The sequence below is a fragment of the Streptomyces sp. NPDC006551 genome (assembly GCF_040611675.1).
Lineage (GTDB): Bacteria > Actinomycetota > Actinomycetes > Streptomycetales > Streptomycetaceae > Streptomyces.
Genome location: NZ_JBEXOT010000052.1, coordinates 1 through 17,034, shown reverse-complemented (window position 1 = coordinate 17,034; position 17,034 = coordinate 1). Strand labels below are relative to the sequence as shown.

Genomic DNA, 17,034 nt, shown 5'->3' with positions numbered 1-17,034 from the left:
CGGAGGGATCAGGCGGCGGCCGTCATCGGCCTACCCCGCTCGATGATCGCCGTCGTGTCAAGGCCGGGGGGCAGCGTGCCGAAGGCGACGCCCCAGTCGCCGTCCAGGCGCGAGGCGCAGAACGCGTCCGCCACCGCCGGGTGACCGTGGCGGACGAGCAGCGACCCCTGCAGGACCAGCGCCATGTGCTCGACGAGACGGCGCGCGCGGTACTGGAGCGATGCGGGGTCGCCGAGGTCGGCCAGCTCCTTGCGCAGCCGCGCCGTGGCCGCGTCCAGCCGGCGGTCGGCGCCCGCCGCCCGGTCGACCTCGGCGAAGAACGCCTCGACAGCGTGCGGCTGCCGCCCCATCGCCCGCAGTACGTCGAGCGCGGCGACGTTGCCGGAGCCCTCCCAGATGGACGGCAGCGGCGACTCGCGGTAGAGCCGGGGGAGTCCCGAGTCCTCGACGTAGCCGTTGCCGCCCAGGCACTCCAGGGCCTCGGCCGCGTGCGCCGGAGCCCGCTTGCACACCCAGTACTTGGTCACCGCGAGGCCGATCCGGCGCAGCAGCTCCTCGTCCGCGTCACCCGCCGCCGCCCGGTCCACGGCCCCCGCCAGCCGCAGCCCCGCGATCGTCGCCGCCTCCGCCTCCACGGCCAGGTCGGCGAGGACGTTGGTCATCAGCGGCTGGTCGACCAGGCGCGCCCCGAACGCGCTGCGGTACGTGGCGTGGTGGACGGCCTGCACCAGCCCCTGGCGCATCCCCGAGGCCGAACTGATCGCGCAGTCCAGACGGGTCATGTTCACCATCCGGATGATGGTGGCCACGCCCCGGCCCTCCTCGCCCACGAGACGGCCGAGAGCACCCTCGTACTCGATCTCGGACGACGCGTTGGAACGGTTGCCGAGCTTGTCCTTGAGCCGCTGGAGGCGGATCGCGTTCCGTGAGCCGTCCGGCAGGACGCGCGGGACGAGGAAGCAGGACAGACCGCCGGGGGCCTGCGCCAGGGTGAGGAACACGTCCGACATCGGCGCCGAGGTGAACCACTTGTGACCGGTCAGCGCGTAGAAGCCGTCCTCGCCCGTCGGTACGGCACGTGTGGTGTTCGCCCGGACGTCCGAGCCGCCCTGCTTCTCGGTCATCGACATCCCGGCGATGATCCCGCGCTTCGAGGTCGGCTCGCGCAGCCCGAAGTCGTAGAAGGGAGAGGTGAGGAGGGGCTCGTACACCGCGGCCAGATCGGGCTGCGCCCGCAGGGCGGGCACCGCCGCGTACGTCATCGACACCGGGCACAGATGGCCCGGGTCGGCCTGCCCCCACACGAACACCTTCGCCGCACGCGCCACATGCGCCCCGGGGCGCTCGTCGCGCCAGGGTGTCCCGTGCAGCCCGTGCCGCACGGCCACCGTCATCAGCTCATGCCAGTACGGATGGAACTCCACCTCGTCGACACGGTGGCCGTAGCGGTCGTGCGTGTGCAGCACGGGAGAGTTCCGCTCGGCCGACCGGCCCCACTCCTGGGCCTGTTCACCACCGGCCAGCACACCCAGTTCGCGCACCTCCCCCTCGGCCCAGCCGGCACCCTCACGGCGCAGGCCCTCCAGCAGGGCCGGGTCGGCCGACACGTCGTATCCGGTGAGCGGCGGGACTTGGTTGGTGACCTCATGCGTGCTCGGCATCGGGAACTCCCAGGGCTCTCAGGGTGAAGGTGACCAGGGCGGGTACGGTGTCCGGCCCGACCGTTCCCGCCGCCAGCGGGCCGACGAGCGCCTCCGCTCCCGCTCCCACGAGCGCGGAGGCCGTCAACGTGGCGTCCTGGGGCGGGAGCCGGCCGGTGCGCACGCCCTCGGCGATCCGTTCGGCGAACACATCGCGAAACGCGCGCCGGAAGACCAGCCGTTCGGCGTCCACCGCCGGGTCCACGGGCTCGGCGAGCAGCGCGTACGCCAGGCGCGGCGACTTCAGGGCGCGGTTGGCGAACGTCTCGATGACGGCGACGACCCGCTCGGCGGCGTCCGCGTGTCCCGGCCGGCCGGCCGCCTCGGACACGGCGGCGACCTCACGCGAGACCACCGTCCGGAACACTTCGACGGCCAACTCCGCCTTGCCGGCGAAGTGACGGTAGACGCTGCCGGTGGCGATCCCGGCCCGCGCCGCCACGGCGGCCATGGTGCAGCCGGCGTAGCCGTGCTCGGCGAGCAGCCCGATGGCCGCGTCCACGACGGTGGCGCGCTGGGCGTCGAGACGGGCCTGGACGGCGGGCGTACGTCGGTACGGCATGGAAGAAGTGAAGCAGTGATTCATTGCTTCAACAAGGGGCGTGCGGCGTGGATACCGGGTCAGCCGGAGGGGGAGGGGCCCTCGGGCCGGCCGGGGCTGCCGGGGCGGCGACAGAGCGGACGGCGGCCGGCGCTCCCGGGGTGCCCCGGGCCGGCCCATCCGTGTCCGGCGCCGGAGCGGGTCGATAGGTTCGCCCCATGACTCTTCAGCGGGCCGCCGTCCATCATTCGTCCTCGACGTGGCGGCAGCCGCTGCCGGCCGCCGCCTCCGCGGCGCGCGGCGAGCTGGTGGGACAGATCGCCGAGGCGATCCTGGCCCGGGGCCCCGGGCGCCTGCTCGTGGGCGTCGACGGCCTCACGGCGGCGGGGAAGACCAGCTTCGGACACGAAGTGGCCGAGCGGATCGCGGCCACGGGCCGGCCCGTCCTGCGCGCGACGCTCGACGACTTCAAGAGGCCGTGGAAGGACAGGCACCTCTACGACCGGGAGTCGGGGGAGGGGTACTACCGCAACGCCTACGACTACGAGGCCGTCAGGGGGCTCTTGCTGGACCCGTGCCGCTCGTCCGAGGCGGAATCCTGCTCCCTGTGCGCCATCGACCCGCTGACCCAGCTCGACCACTCGGCCCGGCGGACCCCGCTCGCCCCGGACTCCGTGCTCGTCGTGGACGGGGTCTTCGCCTTCCGGCCGGAGATCGACGACTACTGGGACTACCGCGTGTGGCTCGACGTGGACGCCGAACTCTCCGTAAGCCGTGGGGCGCTGCGCGACCAGGACTGGGCCGGCTCCGACGCGGAGTCCCTCCACCGTGACCGGTACCTGGTGGCGCAGCGGATCTATCTCGACGAGGTCGCCCCGCTCCCGAGGGTGGACGCCGTCGTCGACAACGCGGACTTCGCCCGCCCCCGGCTGATCCCACGCTCCCGCGCGCCGAGGCCGCCGGTCACCGGACGTGACGCGTTCGACGCCCTCGTGGTCCGTACCGACTACACGGACGACAGCGCCTGGCGGGCCGTCAGGGCGGCCCTGGACGAGGACCCGGAGTCGGCCGCGCACGTCGTCGACGATCCGGCCTGGGCCGGGGCCGGCGTGGACGACGTGCTGACGGCGGTGGCCCACGACGACGAGCTGAGCGTCGTGTTCCTCGCCGACCGGGCGACGATGACGTCCGCGCACCGCGCGCTGCTCGCCGTGACCACGCTCACGCGGGCGGAGTGCGACGACGACGAGGAGTACGCGCGGCTGACCGCGTTCGGCGCCCGCTTCCGTACGGCCCCGGCGGGCGTCCACGGCATCCACGTCAACCTGTCCCTCGCCAACATGGGTTTCGAGGAGTACGCCGGGGCGGCGCACGACGACCCGGACGGGGTCTTCAGGACCTTCTAGAACGGTGCGTCCGGGCCGTGGGGCGGCCCGGACGCGCTGGTGCCGTCCGGGTGTCAGCCGACGAAGATCTCGGTGAGGGACCAGATCGCCAGGGCCGCCATGCACAGGCCGCCGATCCGCTGAACCGTCTTCAGGGGGACGCGCTTGGCGATGAAACGGCCCGCGACCAGGGCGAGGGCCGAGACGCTCATCAGGGCCGCGGCAGCGCCGATCGCGGTGGACCAGGTGCCGTCAGTGGCGGCGAGGTTGGCCGTGGTGATCTGGGTCAGATCGCCCCACTCACTGATGAACACGGCCATGAACGCGGTGGAGTAGACGGGCCAGAAGCCGGTCACGGTCCTGCCGCCCGCCTCGTCCTCCCCGTCGTCGTCCCCGCCGCGCAGCAGCATGAAGGCGCCCAAGGCGAAGAGCAGGGCGGAGATCAGCTGGACGATCCAGTCGGGCAGCAGGCCGATCAGGCTGCCGGCGCCGACGGCGAGGGCGACGTGCACGACGAACGCCGTCGAGGTGCCGAACCAGACGTACAGCGGACGCATCCGCGTGCCCATGGCGAGGGACGCGAACATCGTCTTGTCGGGAAGCTCGGCGAGGAAGATCAGCCCGAAGGCGGTGAGAATCGCCAAGGGGTCGAGGTGCATACCGGGGCTCTCTGCTCGGTCCGGGCCCGGGATCCGCACGGCACCGCGGTGGGCGACGGGAAGAACCACTCGGCCCGGCATGACGGACCACGCCCACGGTGTGCGGGCGTGGCGAATGCCTGGCCGAAGGTCTCGCCCGTCCGCGCTTCCGCACGGACCCGGCCACCGGGAACCCGGGGGTTCCAGTGTGTCGACGACCGGTTCGCGGGGCTACTCCCCTTCGCTGCCGACCAGTGTAGCGAAGGCTTTCGCCGACCTTGGCGGACGATCTTGGTAGACAGTGTCTACGGCCCCTGGTAGACAGTGTCTATGACCCGTGAACCCGAAGCCGAGGCCGGCCTGCGCGCCCGCCTGATCGAAGCCGGAGTGGACCTGGTGCACGCGGAAGGCGCCCAGGCCCTCTCCCTGCGCGAGATCGCCCGGCGAGCCGGGGTGTCCCACGGGGCACCCCGCCGCTACTTCCCGACCCACCTCGACCTGCTCTCCGCCATCGCTCGCCAGGGCTTCGCCGAACTCGCGGCCCGCGTCGCCGACGCGGCCGGCCCCGGACAGGGCCCGGACGACGACCCCCGCGCCCGGCTGCACGCCCTGGCCCGCGTCTATCTCGACTTCGCCCTGAACCGCCGTGGCATGTACGAGCTGATGTTCCGTCACGATCTGTTGGAGAGCGGTCGGCTCGGACTACGGGAGACGAGCCTGCCTCTCTTCGAGCTGCTGACCGGACTCGTCGCCCACGCCCGCCCGGCCGCCGACGACGCGGGCGCCGCCCAGCCGTCCGACGTCGCCGGCGCGCTCTGGGCGAATCTGCACGGCATCGCCCAGCTGTGGGGCTGGGGCAGTCTCCAGCTCGCCACCGGCACCCACGAGGTGGAGCCCCTGCTCCGGGCCGCCGTCGACGCGCACCTCGGGCCGGCGGAGCGCGTACGGTGACACCGCCACGCCACCGCACGCTCGCCTGCAGCGTCCTCGGCGCCGCCGTCGTCGCCCTCGACGGCACTCTGCTCACCCTCGCCCAGCCCGCACTCCAGCGCGATCTGCGCGCGGACATCGACCAGGTCCAGTGGACCAGTACGGCCTACCTCGTCGCCGTCGCGAGCCTCCTCGTCTTCGGGGGCAGGCTCGGCGACCGCTACGGCCACCGCCGGATCCTCGCCCTCGGCGCGCTCGGCTTCGCCGCCGCCTCGGCAGGCATCGCGGCGGCGCCCGGAATCGGCTGGGTCATCGGACTGCGCGTCGCCCAAGGAGCGTTCGGCGCGCTGCTGCAACCGGCCACCCTCGGCATGCTGCGCGCCGCCTTCCCACCCGACCGGCTGGCCATGCCGATCGCCCTGCGCACCAGCGCCATCGGACTCGCCGCCGCGACCGGCCCGCTCGTCGGCGGCGCGCTGGTGAGCGCGTACGGCTGGCGCGCCGTCTTCCTCCTCACCGCCGCCCCGGCCCTGGCCGTCGGGCTCCTCGCCCTCACCCTGCGGCTGCCGGACCCGCCGGCCGGCGCGCGCGCCCCGCGCGTCTCCCTGGACCTGCCCGGCGCCTGCCTGCTCGCCGTGACGCTCGCCTGTCTGGTCCATGTAATCGTCGTCGGCTCCGGCGGCCACCCCGCGGCGAGCGTGCTCGCGCTGGTCACGGCGTCGGCGGCCGGGACCGCCCTCATCCGGCACGAGCGGCGCACCGCCCACCCGCTCCTGCCCCCCGAGGTCCTCCGGTCGGCCCCCGTCCTCGCCGGACTCGGCGCGCTCCTCGCCGCCGCGGCGGCCCTGTCCGGAACGCTGTTCGTGACGACGTACCTCCTTCAGGACGTGCTCGAGCTCGACCCGCTGCGCACCGCGCTGTGGGTCCTGCCGCTCGCGGTCCTGATGGTGCTCGGCGCCCCCGTCGCAGCGCTGCTCCCGCGCCGCTTCGGCCCGCGCCGTACGACCGTGTCCGGAGCGGCCCTCCTGGCCCTCGGCGTCCTGTTGCTCTCCCGCCTCGGCGAGGGCGCGACGGCCGTCGCGACCGGCGGCTGCTTCGCCCTGGTCGGCGCCGGATTCAGTACGGTCATGGTCACCGCGACCGCCGTGCTGGTGCGCCGGGCGGACGTGGCCGACGCCGGGGTCGCCGGCGGGCTCCAGCAGACGGCCATGAACGTCGGCCCGGCGCTCGGCGTCGCCGTCGCGACGGCGCTGATGACGAGCGACCCGGGCGCGGGCCCCGGCCGGGAGGCCACCGCCCTGCTGGTCCTGGCGGCCGTCGCCGCACTCGGCGCGATGGTCGCGCTCGGACTGCCGGGACGGACGCGGGCCCGCGGAACCCGGAGCACCCGCAGCACCCGGGCTCGGCCCACCCCGCCGAGCCGGTGCGACGCCGCTGACCGGGCCGGGCCCGAACAGGCCAGGCCGACCGGCTAGGACTCGGCCCCCTCCCCGTTCAGCCGGGCTCGGGAAACGACTCGTAGAGGACCGTGTGGAAGCGGCCTTCCGTCTCCCGGCCGGTGGGGTCCGCCCCCAGGGCCCGCACCGCCTCCACCGCGAACCGCTGCTCACGCTCGTCGGTGAACAGCCGCTGCGGATAGGTCACCGACGGGTCGGCGACGGTCCGCAGCCCGTAGTCCGCCAGGCACGCGGCGATCGGCGCGTAATCCACCGTACGCAGCACGAACGCGCTCACCCGCAGCGGCCGCCGCGCCCACGTGAGCAGCGCGGCGAAGGTGCGCCGGGTGAGGTAGCTGCCGCCGCCGGTGAGAGTGATCAGCCCGACGTCGGCCATGGCCGCGCGCAGCCGGGGGCTCGGGGGCTCGTCCCCTTCGAGATTCTCCTCGAAGACGTCGTCCAGGAGTCCGGCCTCGCGTGCGTAGCGCAGCGCGTGGCCGGCGACGTCGAGCCCGAGGACGGGGACGGCGTCCGGGCGGCGCCGGGCGGCGTAGAACGCCTTGTCCCGTTCGGCGAGCTCGGCGCCGTTCAGCTCCCGCACGTCCGGACCGGTGTAGCGCGCGTACAGCTCGGCCAGGGTGAGGTCGTGGTTGAGGAGGGCGGCGTTGATCCCGTAAGAACAGCACAGATCGAGCACCACGCCGCCGTCCCGCTCGGCCGCCGCGCGGCGGAAGGCGGCCTGGGCCCGCTGCGGGATCTCGTACTCCAGCGGTGCGAGACGCCGGAAGTACGCGCGCGGGTCGGGCTCGTCGTAGACGTCGTCGAACCGCGCCTTGCCACCGCTCGCGCCGGGGTCGGACACCTGCACGTGTCTCGCCTCCTGCCCTTCGGCGGGCCCCTCCCTCCACTCCAGGATGGTCTCCTCCCCGCCGCGCTTCAACGGCTCACGGGCGGCACGGCTACGCGCCGAGGGCGTGTCCCGTCGTCGCGTCCACGTGGTCCGGGATCTCGTCGTGCCGGTCCCCGACCGAGAGCGTGCCGGTCGGCTCGAAGACCAGGATGGACGCGCCGACCGGTGCGTATGGGCGGTGCTCCACGCCCTTCGGCACGGTGAAGACCGAGCCGCGAGGGAGGGAGACCGTGCGCTCCGCCCCGTCCTCGCGCAGCGCGATGTGGAGTTCCCCGTCGAGGACGAGGAAGAACTCGTCGGTGTCGTCATGGGCGTGCCAGACGTGCTCGCCCGCCACCTTGGCGACGCGTACGTCGTAGTCGTTCACGCGCGTGACGATGCGGGGGCTCCACAGCTCCTCGAAGGAGGACAGGGCCCGGGCGAGGGCGATGGGGCCGTTCTTCGACTCACTGTTCAGGTCGCTCATGGGCTCATCCTGGGCCGTGACCGCGAGCCGCCGCGAGTGCTAGAAAGAGCACATGTCGCAACGATCCTCGCACGAGAGCAAGGAGGACGGGAGGCGCCTCCACCGGGTCGTCGTCATCGTCGACGCCAACTCCAACCCCTTCGAACTCGGCTGCGCGACGGAGATCTTCGGTCTGCGCCGGCCCGAGATCGGCCGCGAACTGTACGGTTTCCGGCTCTGCTCACCCGAGCCGCGGACCGTCATGCGTGACGGGTTCTTCACCCTCACGGGTGTCGCGGGACTCGACGCGGCCGACGAGGCGGACACGCTGATCGTGCCCAACCGCCCCGACGTCGAGGTCCCGCGCCGCCCCGCCGTGCTCGACGCGATCCGCCGCGCCCACGCGCGCGGCGCGCGCCTGGTCGGCTTCTGCAGCGGTGCCTTCACGCTGGCCGAGGCGGGGGTCCTCGACGGCCGCAGGGCGACCGCCCACTGGCAGTGGGCGGACTCCTTCCGCGCCCGCTTCCCCTCCGTACGGCTCGAACCGGACGTCCTCTTCGTCGACGACGGCGACATCCTCACCGCGGCGGGCAGCGCCGCCGCCCTCGATCTCGGACTGCACGTCGTGCGCCGCGACCACGGCGCCGAGGTGGCCAACGCGGTGAGCCGCCGACTGGTGTTCGCGGCCCACCGGGACGGCGGACAGCGCCAGTTCGTCGAGCGCCCGGTTCCCGACCTGCCGGACGAGTCCCTCGCCCCGCTGCTCGCCTGGGCGCAGGAACGCCTCGGCTCCCCGCTCGCGGTGGCCGACCTCGCCGCCCGTGCCTCCGTCAGCCCGGCGACGCTCCACCGCCGCTTCCGGGCCCAGCTCGGCACCACGCCGCTTGCCTGGCTCACCGGCGAGCGGGTGGCCCTGGCCTGCCGTCTGATCGAGCGCGGCGAGGCGCGCCTGGACGTCGTCGCCCGCACCAGCGGCCTCGGCACGGCGGCCAACCTCCGCGCCCTGATGCACCGAGAGACCGGACTCACCCCGTCCGCCTACCGCCGCCGCTTCGGCCCGGCCAACGGCTGATACCGAGGACGGCTCAGGAGCGGTACGGAACGTTCGCCGCGGCCCAGTCGGCGAGGGAGCGGGCGCAGTCGGCGACCGTATCGCGCCAGGTTCGGGCCGCCCCGTCACCCGCCTCGTCGCTGACGTGCTTGACGATGCGCAGCGGCACCCCGGCGAGGGCCGCGGCGGACGCCAGGGCGTAACCCTCCATGTCGACCAGCGGGGCGCGGACGGCGAGCCGGGCACGGGCGGTCTCGTCCGCGATGAACGCGTCACCGGTGGCAAGGACGACCTCGCCGCCGTCGGGGAGGGTCAGCGGCGCGCCGTAGGTCTCACCGGTCAGCGTGGCCAGCAGCTCCCCGTCGAGGTCGTGCTGCAGCACCGTGCCGACGACATGGGTACCCGTCCAGCCGGGACGCAGCGCGCCGGCCGTGCCCAGATTGACGACGCCGGAGGGCCGAGGACCCCGGCCGAGCGCCGTGGCGAGCGCGGTCGCCGCGTTCACCTTGCCCATGCCGGTCAGCAGGATCGGCAGATCCGTGTCGAGGAACTGCGCCTCCTCCTTGACGGCCAGGACGAGCAGCGGTCGGTCGGCCGTGATCTTTCCGATGAGTTCCATGGGGCCACGCTAGTTCGCGCCGCCCCCGCCCGTACACCCGGGAGCTACGCGCCGCACGGGCGTCAGCGGCACAGCGCGTCGACGGTCTCCTCGAAGCCGGGGAACGCGCGCGCGGCCGCGGCCTGTATCTCCGCCGCCGGGCGGCGGGACCCGGCGCCCGCGAACCGCTCGGCCACCGCGGCCAGTTCCGGACTCGGCCGGGGGACGCGGTGGCCGGGGTACGCGACGTCGATGGGGCCCCAGCCGTCGGCGAGGAACCACAGGAAGCCGGCCAGGTCCTCGGCGAGCACGCACATCTCGCCCTCGGAGCCGCAGAACACCACCGGCTGCTCGGCCACCGGCCGGCCCGGCCGGATGCGCCAGAACGCCACGTAGCCGCCGCTGCCGCTCTGGCCGATGACGCGGAAGGCGTCGCCGTCGAGCTCGGCGTTGCCCGTCCAGGCGCGAAACCAGTCGGTGGTCTCCTCGGCGGTCAGGAAGCCCTCGTACGGCGTGTAGTCGACGTCTTCGTCGCCGTCGTGGTCGAACGCGACGCCCGCCACGGCTGCGAGGGCGGGCGGAAAGCCATGGGTGTCGAGGGGAAGCACGCACGGAGCATAGCGACGGCCTCGGACAGTGCGGCGGGCAGTGGGGAAAGTGCCGCCCATGGATTCACGGAGTGTGACACCCTGCTGGTCCCGGGCGTGCGGCGCGTGATGGGGCACGGTCTGGACGCCGCCGTGGACATGAACGCCTACCGCTCGGCGCTGCGGGATGTGGCCTCGACCGACCTTCCCCCGCACCGCGTCCTGCGCCGGCTCGACGCGCTCGCCGACGAGGGCGGACGCCGCCCCGCGACCTGCCTGCTCATCCAGGTCGACCCGGCGCGCGGCGCGGCCACCTTCGCGAGCGCCGGCCACCTGCCGCCCGTCGTCTTCGCCGCCGACGGCTCCGCCGAGCCGATCGAACTCCACGTCGGCCCGCCGCTCGGCACCGGATTCGGCGGATACGAGTCGGTGACCCGCACGGTCACCACGTTCGACACGCTCCTGCTCTTCACCGACGGCCTGGTCGAGCGGCGCGGCGAGGACATCGATGTCTCCCTGGCCCGGCTCGCCGCGCTCCGCCTCCCGGCGGGCTCCGGCCCCGACGAGGTCGTGGAGGAGGTGCTGCGCCGCCTCGACGCCCGTAACGCGGAGGACGACGTGGCCGTCCTCGCCGCCCGCGTCCGCGAACGCCCGGCCCCGGCCTCCTAGGGGGTGTGTCGCCGATCGTGCCGGGACCCGGCTCGCCCGACGCTCCGGTGCTTCCGCGGACGCTGCGCGCCCGCCGCGCCCACCCGGCTCGTACGCCCCGGGATCCCCTCCCCACGATGCCGTCACCGTGACCACCGCCGCACCGCCGGTCACCGCTCCTGCGCATGTTTCACGCCGCGGCGGGATTCTTTCGGCAGGACGCTTGTGCGCGGCAGCCCGTCCCGGCACGCTCCTCGGTATGAACACAGCCAGGCACGCCAGTGAACGCCTGATGAGCTGGCCCTCGCTGATCGCCGACCCCGCCCTCTGCGGAGCCGAAACCGGTCTGCGGACCGAGACGCGCGAGATCGTCCACTTCCACGGGGAACACGAGGCGGACGTCCACCTCAGCCGCGCCATGATCGCGAAGCTGCGGCCCGCCCTCCTCGGATCCAGCGCCGTGCGGCTGCGTGCGGGATCGGGCTGGGTGACCGTCCGTCTGGAGATGGGATCGGACATCGATCTGCTGGCGACGCTGGTGAGCGCCGCGCTCCAGGCCTCCACCCACGGCCCGGACCCCGTGGACACCGTGCCGGACGGATGCACCCGCACCTGCCTCGCGTCCGGCCGTCGTTGACGTCGTACTCCGCGTACCCCCGTTCGGCGGCATGCCGGAGGGGTCCCGCCCCTCGGCGGGTACTCCCCGTGGCATGCCCCCCACCTCCGGTGCGCCGCACGACGGTGCCCCCGCCGAACACGGTCACTGGTTCCACCGCCTTCACCAGCGGGTCCTGACCTCGGCCGTCGGGCTCGCCTGGAGCCGGGGGCGGGAGATGGAGCTGATGCACCGCGCCATGGGCTTCGCGGCCCTCAGCCTCCTCACCCTCGTACCGCTTCTCATCGTCGTGGCCTCGGCCGACCTCGCCAGCGGCCAGGGCTTCGCCCGCTGGCTGATCCAGGGCCTCGGCGTCTCCGAGGTCTCCCAGGAAGAGGTCGAACGGATCTTCGGCAAGCCGGGGCAGGCGCTGCAACGGACCACCGCCTTCGGCCTCGCGGCCCTCGCCGCGTTCGGTGTCACCTTCGGCTCCGCCGTACAGACGGGGTACGAACGGGTGTGGGACCTGCCCACCGCCCGCTGGCACACCATGTGGCGCCATGTCGTCTGGCTCGCCGTCCTGGTCGCCTCCCTCCTCGTCTTCGTCGCCGCCCCGAAACCGTCGCACGCCTCCGCCGCCGTGACCGTCCTGGTCGCCGCGGCCGACGTCACCGGAGCCTTCCTCTTCTTCTGGTGGTCGCAGCGCTTCCTCCTCTGCGGCCGCATCCGCTGGCGCGCCCTGGCCCCCGGGGCCCTCTGCACCGCCCTGGGGCTGCTCGGGCTGCGTGTCTTCTCCCAGTTCGTCTTCTCCCCCCTGATCGCCTCCAACGCGGTGACCTACGGAGAGTTCGGCACGGTCCTCGTGCTGCAGTCCTGGCTCGTCGGCGTCGGCTTCGTCGTCTACGGAGCCGCGCTGGTCGGCCGGATGATCCATGAGCACCGGGTCGTCCGCCGGCTCGACCGCGAGCCTCTCGACCTCCCCTGACAGCGGGGCCGACGGCCGCTCACTGGTCCCGCCGGTGCACGGCCGTCACCGTCACCACCGCGGCCGCCGCCGCCCACGAGCCGTACACCAGCCATGCTCCGGAGAGCGACCACGGGTACGCCACCTCGTACGGTCCGGCCCGCACGAGCCGCTGCCACGCGTGGTACGGCAGGCCGTGCGCGAGGACGGCCGACCAGCGCCGGTCGTCGCCGATCACCATCGGCGACAGGAGCAGCACCACCACGTTCGCGACCATCGTCGCCGCGCTGTGCCGCAGGAGCGTGCCGATCGCCATGCCGACCAGCCCCGACACCGGCGCCAGCAGCGCCGACGCGACCACCAGGCGTACGGCGCCCGGCTCACCGATCGACAGTCCCGCGCCCCTCCCCGCCAGGACGGCCTGGGTCAGCCAGAACGAGGTGCCCGCCACGACCCCGCCGAAGAGCGCCATGACCGCCGCGACGACCAGCACCTTCGCCGCCATCACCGAACGGCGGGCGGGGACCGCGGCGAACGTCGTACGGATCATGCCGGTGCTGTACTCGCCGACGACCGTCACGGCGCCCATCGCGCCCGCGCACAGCATCAGGACCATGGCCCCGTTCCCCGTGAACGCGTCCCACAGCGCCATCTTCAATCGAATGAAGCCGGCCTGGTGCACCGCGTCGAACTCGGGCCAGTAGCGGTAGTCGTCATAGGCCGTCCCGACGTTGAACGCGACCACGGCCAGGGTGCCGAGCAGCAGGGACCAGCCGGTCGAGCGCAGCGACCGGAGCTTCAGCCACTCGGCCGCCACCAGGTCGACGAAGCGGGGGCGGGGCTCGGGCGAGCGTGACGCGCCGTGGGAAGTGGTGGTCGGTGCGAAGGCGGTCATCGGGCTTCTCCTGCCGGGTACTCGACGCTGTCGGCGGTCAGTTGCGTGAAGGCCTCCTCCAGTGAGGCGGTCCGGGTGGTCAGCTGGTGCAGCGGGACACGGTGGCGCAGGGCGAGTTCACCGATCCGCGGCGCGGCGAGCCCCGTCACGCTCAGCAGGCCGCCGCCCTCCTCCCGTACCGCCGCGCCCTCGGCGAGGAGTACGGCAGTCAGCGCGGCCGGGTCGGCGGCGTCCACCGTCACGCTCGGCCGGGTGCCCCGGGCGGAGAACTCCGCCAGGCTCTCCGCCGCGATCAGTTCACCCCGGCCGACCACGACGAGCCGGTCGGCGGTGTTCTCCATCTCGGACATCAGATGGCTGGAGACGAAGACCGTACGGCCCTCGCCCGCCAGCCGCCGGAACAGCCCCCGCACCCACTTCACGCCCTCCGGGTCGAGCCCGTTGAGCGGCTCGTCGAAGAGCAGCACCGGCGGATCGCCCAGCAGCGCGGCGGCGATCCCGAGCCGCTGCCGCATCCCGAGCGAGAAGCCACCGATCCTGCGCCGGGCCGCGCCCGCGAGACCCACCTCGTCGAGGACCTCGGCCACCCGGCTCCCAGGGATGCGGTTGCCCCGGGCGAGCACCGACAGGTGCGCCGCCGCCGTGCGCCCGCCGTGCGCGTCACCCGCGTCGAGCAGCGCCCCGACGTGCCGCAGCCCCCGGGGGCGGTCCCGGAAGGGGCGTCCGTCGACGGTGACACTGCCGCTGGTCGGAGCGTGCAGGCCGAGGATCATGCGGAGAGTGGTGCTCTTGCCGGCGCCGTTCGGGCCGAGGAACCCGGTGACCCGCCCGGGGCGCACGGTGAAGGTCAGCGCGTCGACCGCGGTGGTTCCGCCGTACCGCTTGGTGAGTTCGTTGACTTCGATCATGCGCTCCACGGTGCCGTGGGAGCCCCCGGGGCGTCGTCGGACCGGCGACGACACTCGGCGGGACACGCTGTCGACCGGGGCTGTACAACCCTGGTCCGATGACCACGGGACAGCCCGAACCTACGATCTGATCATGCATGCCGCCGCCCCTCTTCCCCGGCTCAAGCGCGTACCGTTCGGCGTCTGGCCGGTCGTCGCCTGGTGCGCGGGCACGGCGTTCACGTTCCTCACGCGGATGGAACTCCCCGGCCAGGACGGGCCCGCGGTGCGGGCGGGGGTGTTCTACCTCCGATGGGACGGTCTGACCCTGCTGGCGCTCGCCACCGGCCTGGTGGTGGCTGGAAGCCTGCTGATGCGCGAACGGGCCCTGACGGCGCTGGGGTTGCTCCTCGCCGCCGCCGCCCTGGGCACGCTCCCGCTCAGTGTCGGGGAGATCCCGCTGCCCCAGTTCCTGATGGTCGATGTGACGTTGTACTTCATCGCCGCCACCCGGCCACGGCGGACCGGTGTCATCGCCCTCACCCTCTCCCTCACCGTGCTCGCCGGCTATCTGACCACCCGTCTGGCGTTCGGCTGGAGCGTCGGTACGTCGGAGGAGCTGGCCGTGGCGCTGACCGCGGTCATCGCCTGGCTGATCGGCAACTCGGCGTACCAGGCCCGTGTCCACGCCGAGCGGACGCACGCGGAGGCCGCGGCGCGTGCCGTGAGCGACGAACGGCTGCGCATCGCCCGCGAGACGCACGACATGGTCGCCCACACCATCGGGGTCGTCGCCCTCCAGGCCGGCGCCGCCGTCCGGGTGATCGACACCAGGCCGGACGCCGCGCGCGAGGCGATGGTGGCGGTCGAGACCGCCGCCCGGGAGACGCTGTCAGGACTGCGGCGGATGCTCGGCGCCCTGCGGCGGCACGAGGACACGGGACGGGACGGGGACCGGGCCGGGCAGGGGGATGCCGGCGGTTCGCTCCGGCCCGTGGCCGGGCTCGCGGACGTCGAAACGCTGGCCGCCGCCACGACGGCCGCCGGCGTCCGCGTCGACGTGGAATGGCGCGGTGAGTCACGGCCGTTGCCCCCGGACATCGACCTCTCGGCCTTCCGGATCATCCAGGAGTCGGTCACCAACGTCGTCCGCCACGTGGGCGCGGGGTCATGCCGGGTGACGGTCGATCGCCGACGGGACGAACTGATCATCGAGGTCGTCGACGACGGGCCGGGCGACACTCGTACGGGCACCGAGGCCCGGGCACTTTCCGGCAGCGCTTCCGGGGCCGGCGGCGGTGCGAGTGCAGGTGCCCGTACCGGTGGTGGATACGGCCTCGCGGGCATGCGCGAGCGGGTCGCCCTGCTGCACGGCGAGTTCTCCGCAGCACCACGAGCCGAAGGCGGTTTCCGCGTCACCGCCCGCCTTCCCCTGCCGACAGGAGTCCGATGACCGACCACGCCGTACGCGTCGTCCTCACCGACGACCAGCCCCTGGTCCGCGCCGCTCTGCGGATGGTCATCGCCGAGGCACCCGGACTCGATGTCGTCGGGGAGGCCGGGAACGGCGCCGAAGCGGTCGCGCTCGCACAGAGCCTCCGCCCCGAGGTGATGGTGATGGACCTTCGTATGCCCGGCATGGACGGCATCGAGGCCACGCGCAGGATCATGGAGGACCCCGGCCCCACCCGGGTGCTCGTCCTGACCACCTTCGACGACGACGAGTACGTCTACGGTGCGCTGCGGGCCGGATCCTCCGGCTTCCTCGTCAAGGACATGGGCCTGGACGACATTCTCGCCGCGATCCGCGTCGTCGCCGCCGGGGACGCCCTGATCGCGCCGAGCGTCACCCGCCGCCTGATCAAGGACTTCGCCGGCCGCCCGGCGCCGGGCGCGCCGCGACAGGGGGACCTCGCCGCCATCACCGAGCGCGAACGCGAGGTGCTGACCCTCATCGGCAGCGGTCTGTCCAACACCGAGATCGCCGAGCGCCTGGTCATCAGTGTCGCCACCGCCAAGACCTACGTCACTCGGCTGCTGTCCAAACTGGACGCCCGTGACCGGGTGCAGTTGGTGATCATCGCGTACGAGACGGGGCTGGTGGCCGTGGGCTGACCTCGTGATCACACGATCCGGTGACGTGCTCGCGGGTCGGCCGACGCCGCCGCGCGGACCGCTTGTATGGGGGTGATCCACACGGTCCGTCCGTCGAGAGAGAGCTGCCCCATGGCGAACACCTGGCTGCCGCCCGCCGAGTACATCGCGACGCTGCCGAGAGCGACGGCGTACGCCTGCCTGTACTTCACCGACACCGACGGCCGGCCCTTCCAGCTGCGCGCGTCGTACCGGACCGAGCTGTGGCAGTGGCCGGGCGGAAACATGGACCCGGGGGAGACGCCGTGGGAGACCGCGGTGCGCGAATGCCACGAGGAGACGGGGATCGTCTTCCGGGGGAAGCCGAAGCTGCTCGGCACCCACTTCGTCTCCGACCGGGGCGAGGAGTGGCCGGCCAACCACATCGGTTTCATCTTCGACGGCGGGGTCCTGACGCCCGAACAGATCGACGCCGTCGTTCTCGACCCCGACGAGCACAGCGAGTTCAGCGTCCGTACCCTCGCCGAGTGGGAGCGGGAGATGACCCCCCGGAACTTCGCGCGCCTCGCCGAGATCGACCGGGCCCGCCGACTGGGCACGACCGTGTACGTGGAGACCGGCGCCGACGTCTGAACCGCGCGGGCGTCTGCGCGGGCGTCCGCGCCGGCGTCCGCGCCGGCGTCCGAACCGGCGGACGGGGCCGGCGGACGGGGCCGGCGGGCGGGGCCGG

At 73.4% G+C, this 17,034-nt stretch carries 18 protein-coding genes and 1 pseudogene; 10 read left to right on the top strand and 9 right to left on the bottom strand.

Going from position 1 to position 17,034, the window contains the following annotated elements:
• Positions 1 to 8 precede the first annotated feature (8 nt).
• Together ABZY12_RS30265 and ABZY12_RS30260 are read right to left on the bottom strand one after the other, a co-directional pair.
• The gene (locus tag ABZY12_RS30265; RefSeq protein ID WP_356895898.1) at positions 9 to 1,661 is read right to left on the bottom strand and encodes an acyl-CoA dehydrogenase family protein; all 1,653 of its coding nucleotides are present in this window, start codon (positions 1,659 to 1,661) and stop codon (positions 9 to 11) included.
• Positions 1,645 to 2,262 (bottom strand): TetR/AcrR family transcriptional regulator, encoded by a 618-nt coding sequence (locus ABZY12_RS30260; RefSeq protein WP_356895896.1) that lies wholly within the window; start codon positions 2,260 to 2,262, stop codon positions 1,645 to 1,647. The genes ABZY12_RS30265 and ABZY12_RS30260 overlap by 17 nt, the downstream gene beginning before the upstream one ends.
• Before the next feature lie 197 nt (positions 2,263 to 2,459).
• Between ABZY12_RS30260 and ABZY12_RS30255 the strand changes: the two genes are divergently transcribed.
• Entirely contained in the window at positions 2,460 to 3,647 is a 1,188-nt protein-coding gene (locus ABZY12_RS30255; RefSeq protein WP_356895895.1) for a hypothetical protein, read from the top strand.
• A 53-nt stretch (positions 3,648 to 3,700) separates the two neighbouring features.
• On the opposite strand, the gene ABZY12_RS30250 is transcribed toward ABZY12_RS30255, so the two are convergent.
• Complete coding sequence (locus ABZY12_RS30250; protein ID WP_356895893.1) at positions 3,701 to 4,285, bottom strand: TMEM165/GDT1 family protein; 585 nt, start codon at positions 4,283 to 4,285, stop codon at positions 3,701 to 3,703.
• 309 nt (positions 4,286 to 4,594) lie between these two features.
• Between ABZY12_RS30250 and ABZY12_RS30245 the strand changes: the two genes are divergently transcribed.
• Positions 4,595 to 5,215 carry a TetR/AcrR family transcriptional regulator gene (locus tag ABZY12_RS30245; protein ID WP_356895891.1) on the top strand — a complete coding sequence of 207 codons (621 nt, stop codon included), beginning with the start codon at positions 4,595 to 4,597 and terminating at the stop codon, positions 5,213 to 5,215.
• On the top strand, positions 5,212 to 6,669 hold the full coding sequence (locus tag ABZY12_RS30240) for an MFS transporter (protein ID WP_356895889.1): 1,458 nt from the start codon (positions 5,212 to 5,214) through the stop codon (positions 6,667 to 6,669). The genes ABZY12_RS30245 and ABZY12_RS30240 overlap by 4 nt, the downstream gene beginning before the upstream one ends.
• 19 nt (positions 6,670 to 6,688) lie before the next feature.
• Here ABZY12_RS30240 and ABZY12_RS30235 read toward each other — a convergent pair whose 3' ends face one another.
• Entirely contained in the window at positions 6,689 to 7,498 is an 810-nt protein-coding gene (locus ABZY12_RS30235) for a hypothetical protein (protein ID WP_356895887.1), read from the bottom strand.
• A gap of 91 nt (positions 7,499 to 7,589) precedes the next feature.
• Entirely contained in the window at positions 7,590 to 8,006 is a 417-nt protein-coding gene (locus ABZY12_RS30230) for a cupin domain-containing protein (protein WP_356895885.1), read from the bottom strand.
• 52 nt (positions 8,007 to 8,058) lie between these two features.
• Here ABZY12_RS30230 and ABZY12_RS30225 point away from each other — a divergent pair, with 52 nt between their 5' ends.
• A complete protein-coding gene (locus tag ABZY12_RS30225; RefSeq protein WP_356895883.1) occupies positions 8,059 to 9,057 on the top strand; it encodes a helix-turn-helix domain-containing protein in 999 nt (332 codons plus the stop codon).
• A 13-nt stretch (positions 9,058 to 9,070) separates the two neighbouring features.
• On the opposite strand, the gene ABZY12_RS30220 is transcribed toward ABZY12_RS30225, so the two are convergent.
• Positions 9,071 to 9,655 (bottom strand): nucleosidase, encoded by a 585-nt coding sequence (locus ABZY12_RS30220; protein WP_356895881.1) that lies wholly within the window; start codon positions 9,653 to 9,655, stop codon positions 9,071 to 9,073.
• Positions 9,656 to 9,717: 62 nt separating this feature from the next.
• Positions 9,718 to 10,242 (bottom strand): SMI1/KNR4 family protein, encoded by a 525-nt coding sequence (locus ABZY12_RS30215; protein WP_356895879.1) that lies wholly within the window; start codon positions 10,240 to 10,242, stop codon positions 9,718 to 9,720.
• Between the two features lie 78 nt (positions 10,243 to 10,320).
• Between ABZY12_RS30215 and ABZY12_RS30210 the strand changes: the two are divergent.
• The 3 genes and pseudogenes from ABZY12_RS30210 to ABZY12_RS30200 all read left to right on the top strand — a co-directional run.
• Positions 10,321 to 10,890, top strand: a pseudogene (locus tag ABZY12_RS30210) (PP2C family protein-serine/threonine phosphatase); the annotation flags it as partial.
• A 238-nt stretch (positions 10,891 to 11,128) separates the two neighbouring features.
• Complete coding sequence (locus ABZY12_RS30205) at positions 11,129 to 11,506, top strand: luciferase family protein (RefSeq protein WP_356895877.1); 378 nt, start codon at positions 11,129 to 11,131, stop codon at positions 11,504 to 11,506.
• A 73-nt stretch (positions 11,507 to 11,579) separates the two neighbouring features.
• Positions 11,580 to 12,449, top strand: coding sequence for a YhjD/YihY/BrkB family envelope integrity protein (locus ABZY12_RS30200; RefSeq protein WP_356895875.1), 870 nt, complete (start codon positions 11,580 to 11,582; stop codon positions 12,447 to 12,449).
• A 19-nt stretch (positions 12,450 to 12,468) separates the two neighbouring features.
• Here ABZY12_RS30200 and ABZY12_RS30195 read toward each other — a convergent pair whose 3' ends face one another.
• Positions 12,469 to 13,323, bottom strand: coding sequence for an ABC transporter permease (locus ABZY12_RS30195; protein WP_356895873.1), 855 nt, complete (start codon positions 13,321 to 13,323; stop codon positions 12,469 to 12,471).
• A complete protein-coding gene (locus tag ABZY12_RS30190) occupies positions 13,320 to 14,231 on the bottom strand; it encodes an ATP-binding cassette domain-containing protein (RefSeq protein ID WP_356895871.1) in 912 nt (303 codons plus the stop codon). Before ABZY12_RS30190 ends, ABZY12_RS30195 begins: the two co-directional genes overlap by 4 nt.
• Before the next feature lie 133 nt (positions 14,232 to 14,364).
• Here ABZY12_RS30190 and ABZY12_RS30185 point away from each other — a divergent pair, with 133 nt between their 5' ends.
• From ABZY12_RS30185 to ABZY12_RS30175, 3 genes are all read left to right on the top strand, one after another.
• Entirely contained in the window at positions 14,365 to 15,663 is a 1,299-nt protein-coding gene (locus tag ABZY12_RS30185) for a histidine kinase (RefSeq protein WP_356895870.1), read from the top strand.
• Positions 15,660 to 16,325 carry a response regulator transcription factor gene (locus tag ABZY12_RS30180; protein WP_356895868.1) on the top strand — a complete coding sequence of 222 codons (666 nt, stop codon included), beginning with the start codon at positions 15,660 to 15,662 and terminating at the stop codon, positions 16,323 to 16,325. The genes ABZY12_RS30185 and ABZY12_RS30180 overlap by 4 nt, the downstream gene beginning before the upstream one ends.
• A gap of 111 nt (positions 16,326 to 16,436) precedes the next feature.
• Positions 16,437 to 16,937, top strand: a complete 501-nt coding sequence (locus ABZY12_RS30175; RefSeq protein ID WP_356895866.1) for an NUDIX domain-containing protein — start codon at positions 16,437 to 16,439, stop codon at positions 16,935 to 16,937.
• Positions 16,938 to 17,034 lie beyond the last annotated feature (97 nt).

What these genes read in the sequence shown, in the direction of transcription:
- ABZY12_RS30205 (WP_356895877.1), top strand. Translation starts at nt 11,129, where the DNA reads ATGAACACAGCCAGGCACGCCAGTGAACGCCTGATGAGCTGGCCCTCG.
- ABZY12_RS30255 (WP_356895895.1), top strand. Translation starts at nt 2,460, where the DNA reads ATGACTCTTCAGCGGGCCGCCGTCCATCATTCGTCCTCGACGTGGCGG.
- ABZY12_RS30230 (WP_356895885.1), bottom strand. Translation starts at nt 8,006, where the DNA reads ATGAGCGACCTGAACAGTGAGTCGAAGAACGGCCCCATCGCCCTCGCC.
- ABZY12_RS30195 (WP_356895873.1), bottom strand. Translation starts at nt 13,323, where the DNA reads ATGACCGCCTTCGCACCGACCACCACTTCCCACGGCGCGTCACGCTCG.
- ABZY12_RS30265 (WP_356895898.1), bottom strand. Translation starts at nt 1,661, where the DNA reads ATGCCGAGCACGCATGAGGTCACCAACCAAGTCCCGCCGCTCACCGGA.
- ABZY12_RS30245 (WP_356895891.1), top strand. Translation starts at nt 4,595, where the DNA reads ATGACCCGTGAACCCGAAGCCGAGGCCGGCCTGCGCGCCCGCCTGATC.
- ABZY12_RS30225 (WP_356895883.1), top strand. Translation starts at nt 8,059, where the DNA reads ATGTCGCAACGATCCTCGCACGAGAGCAAGGAGGACGGGAGGCGCCTC.
- ABZY12_RS30200 (WP_356895875.1), top strand. Translation starts at nt 11,580, where the DNA reads ATGCCCCCCACCTCCGGTGCGCCGCACGACGGTGCCCCCGCCGAACAC.
- ABZY12_RS30250 (WP_356895893.1), bottom strand. Translation starts at nt 4,285, where the DNA reads ATGCACCTCGACCCCTTGGCGATTCTCACCGCCTTCGGGCTGATCTTC.
- ABZY12_RS30185 (WP_356895870.1), top strand. Translation starts at nt 14,365, where the DNA reads ATGCATGCCGCCGCCCCTCTTCCCCGGCTCAAGCGCGTACCGTTCGGC.
- ABZY12_RS30190 (WP_356895871.1), bottom strand. Translation starts at nt 14,231, where the DNA reads ATGATCGAAGTCAACGAACTCACCAAGCGGTACGGCGGAACCACCGCG.
- ABZY12_RS30175 (WP_356895866.1), top strand. Translation starts at nt 16,437, where the DNA reads ATGGCGAACACCTGGCTGCCGCCCGCCGAGTACATCGCGACGCTGCCG.
- ABZY12_RS30220 (WP_356895881.1), bottom strand. Translation starts at nt 9,655, where the DNA reads ATGGAACTCATCGGAAAGATCACGGCCGACCGACCGCTGCTCGTCCTG.
- ABZY12_RS30180 (WP_356895868.1), top strand. Translation starts at nt 15,660, where the DNA reads ATGACCGACCACGCCGTACGCGTCGTCCTCACCGACGACCAGCCCCTG.
- ABZY12_RS30260 (WP_356895896.1), bottom strand. Translation starts at nt 2,262, where the DNA reads ATGCCGTACCGACGTACGCCCGCCGTCCAGGCCCGTCTCGACGCCCAG.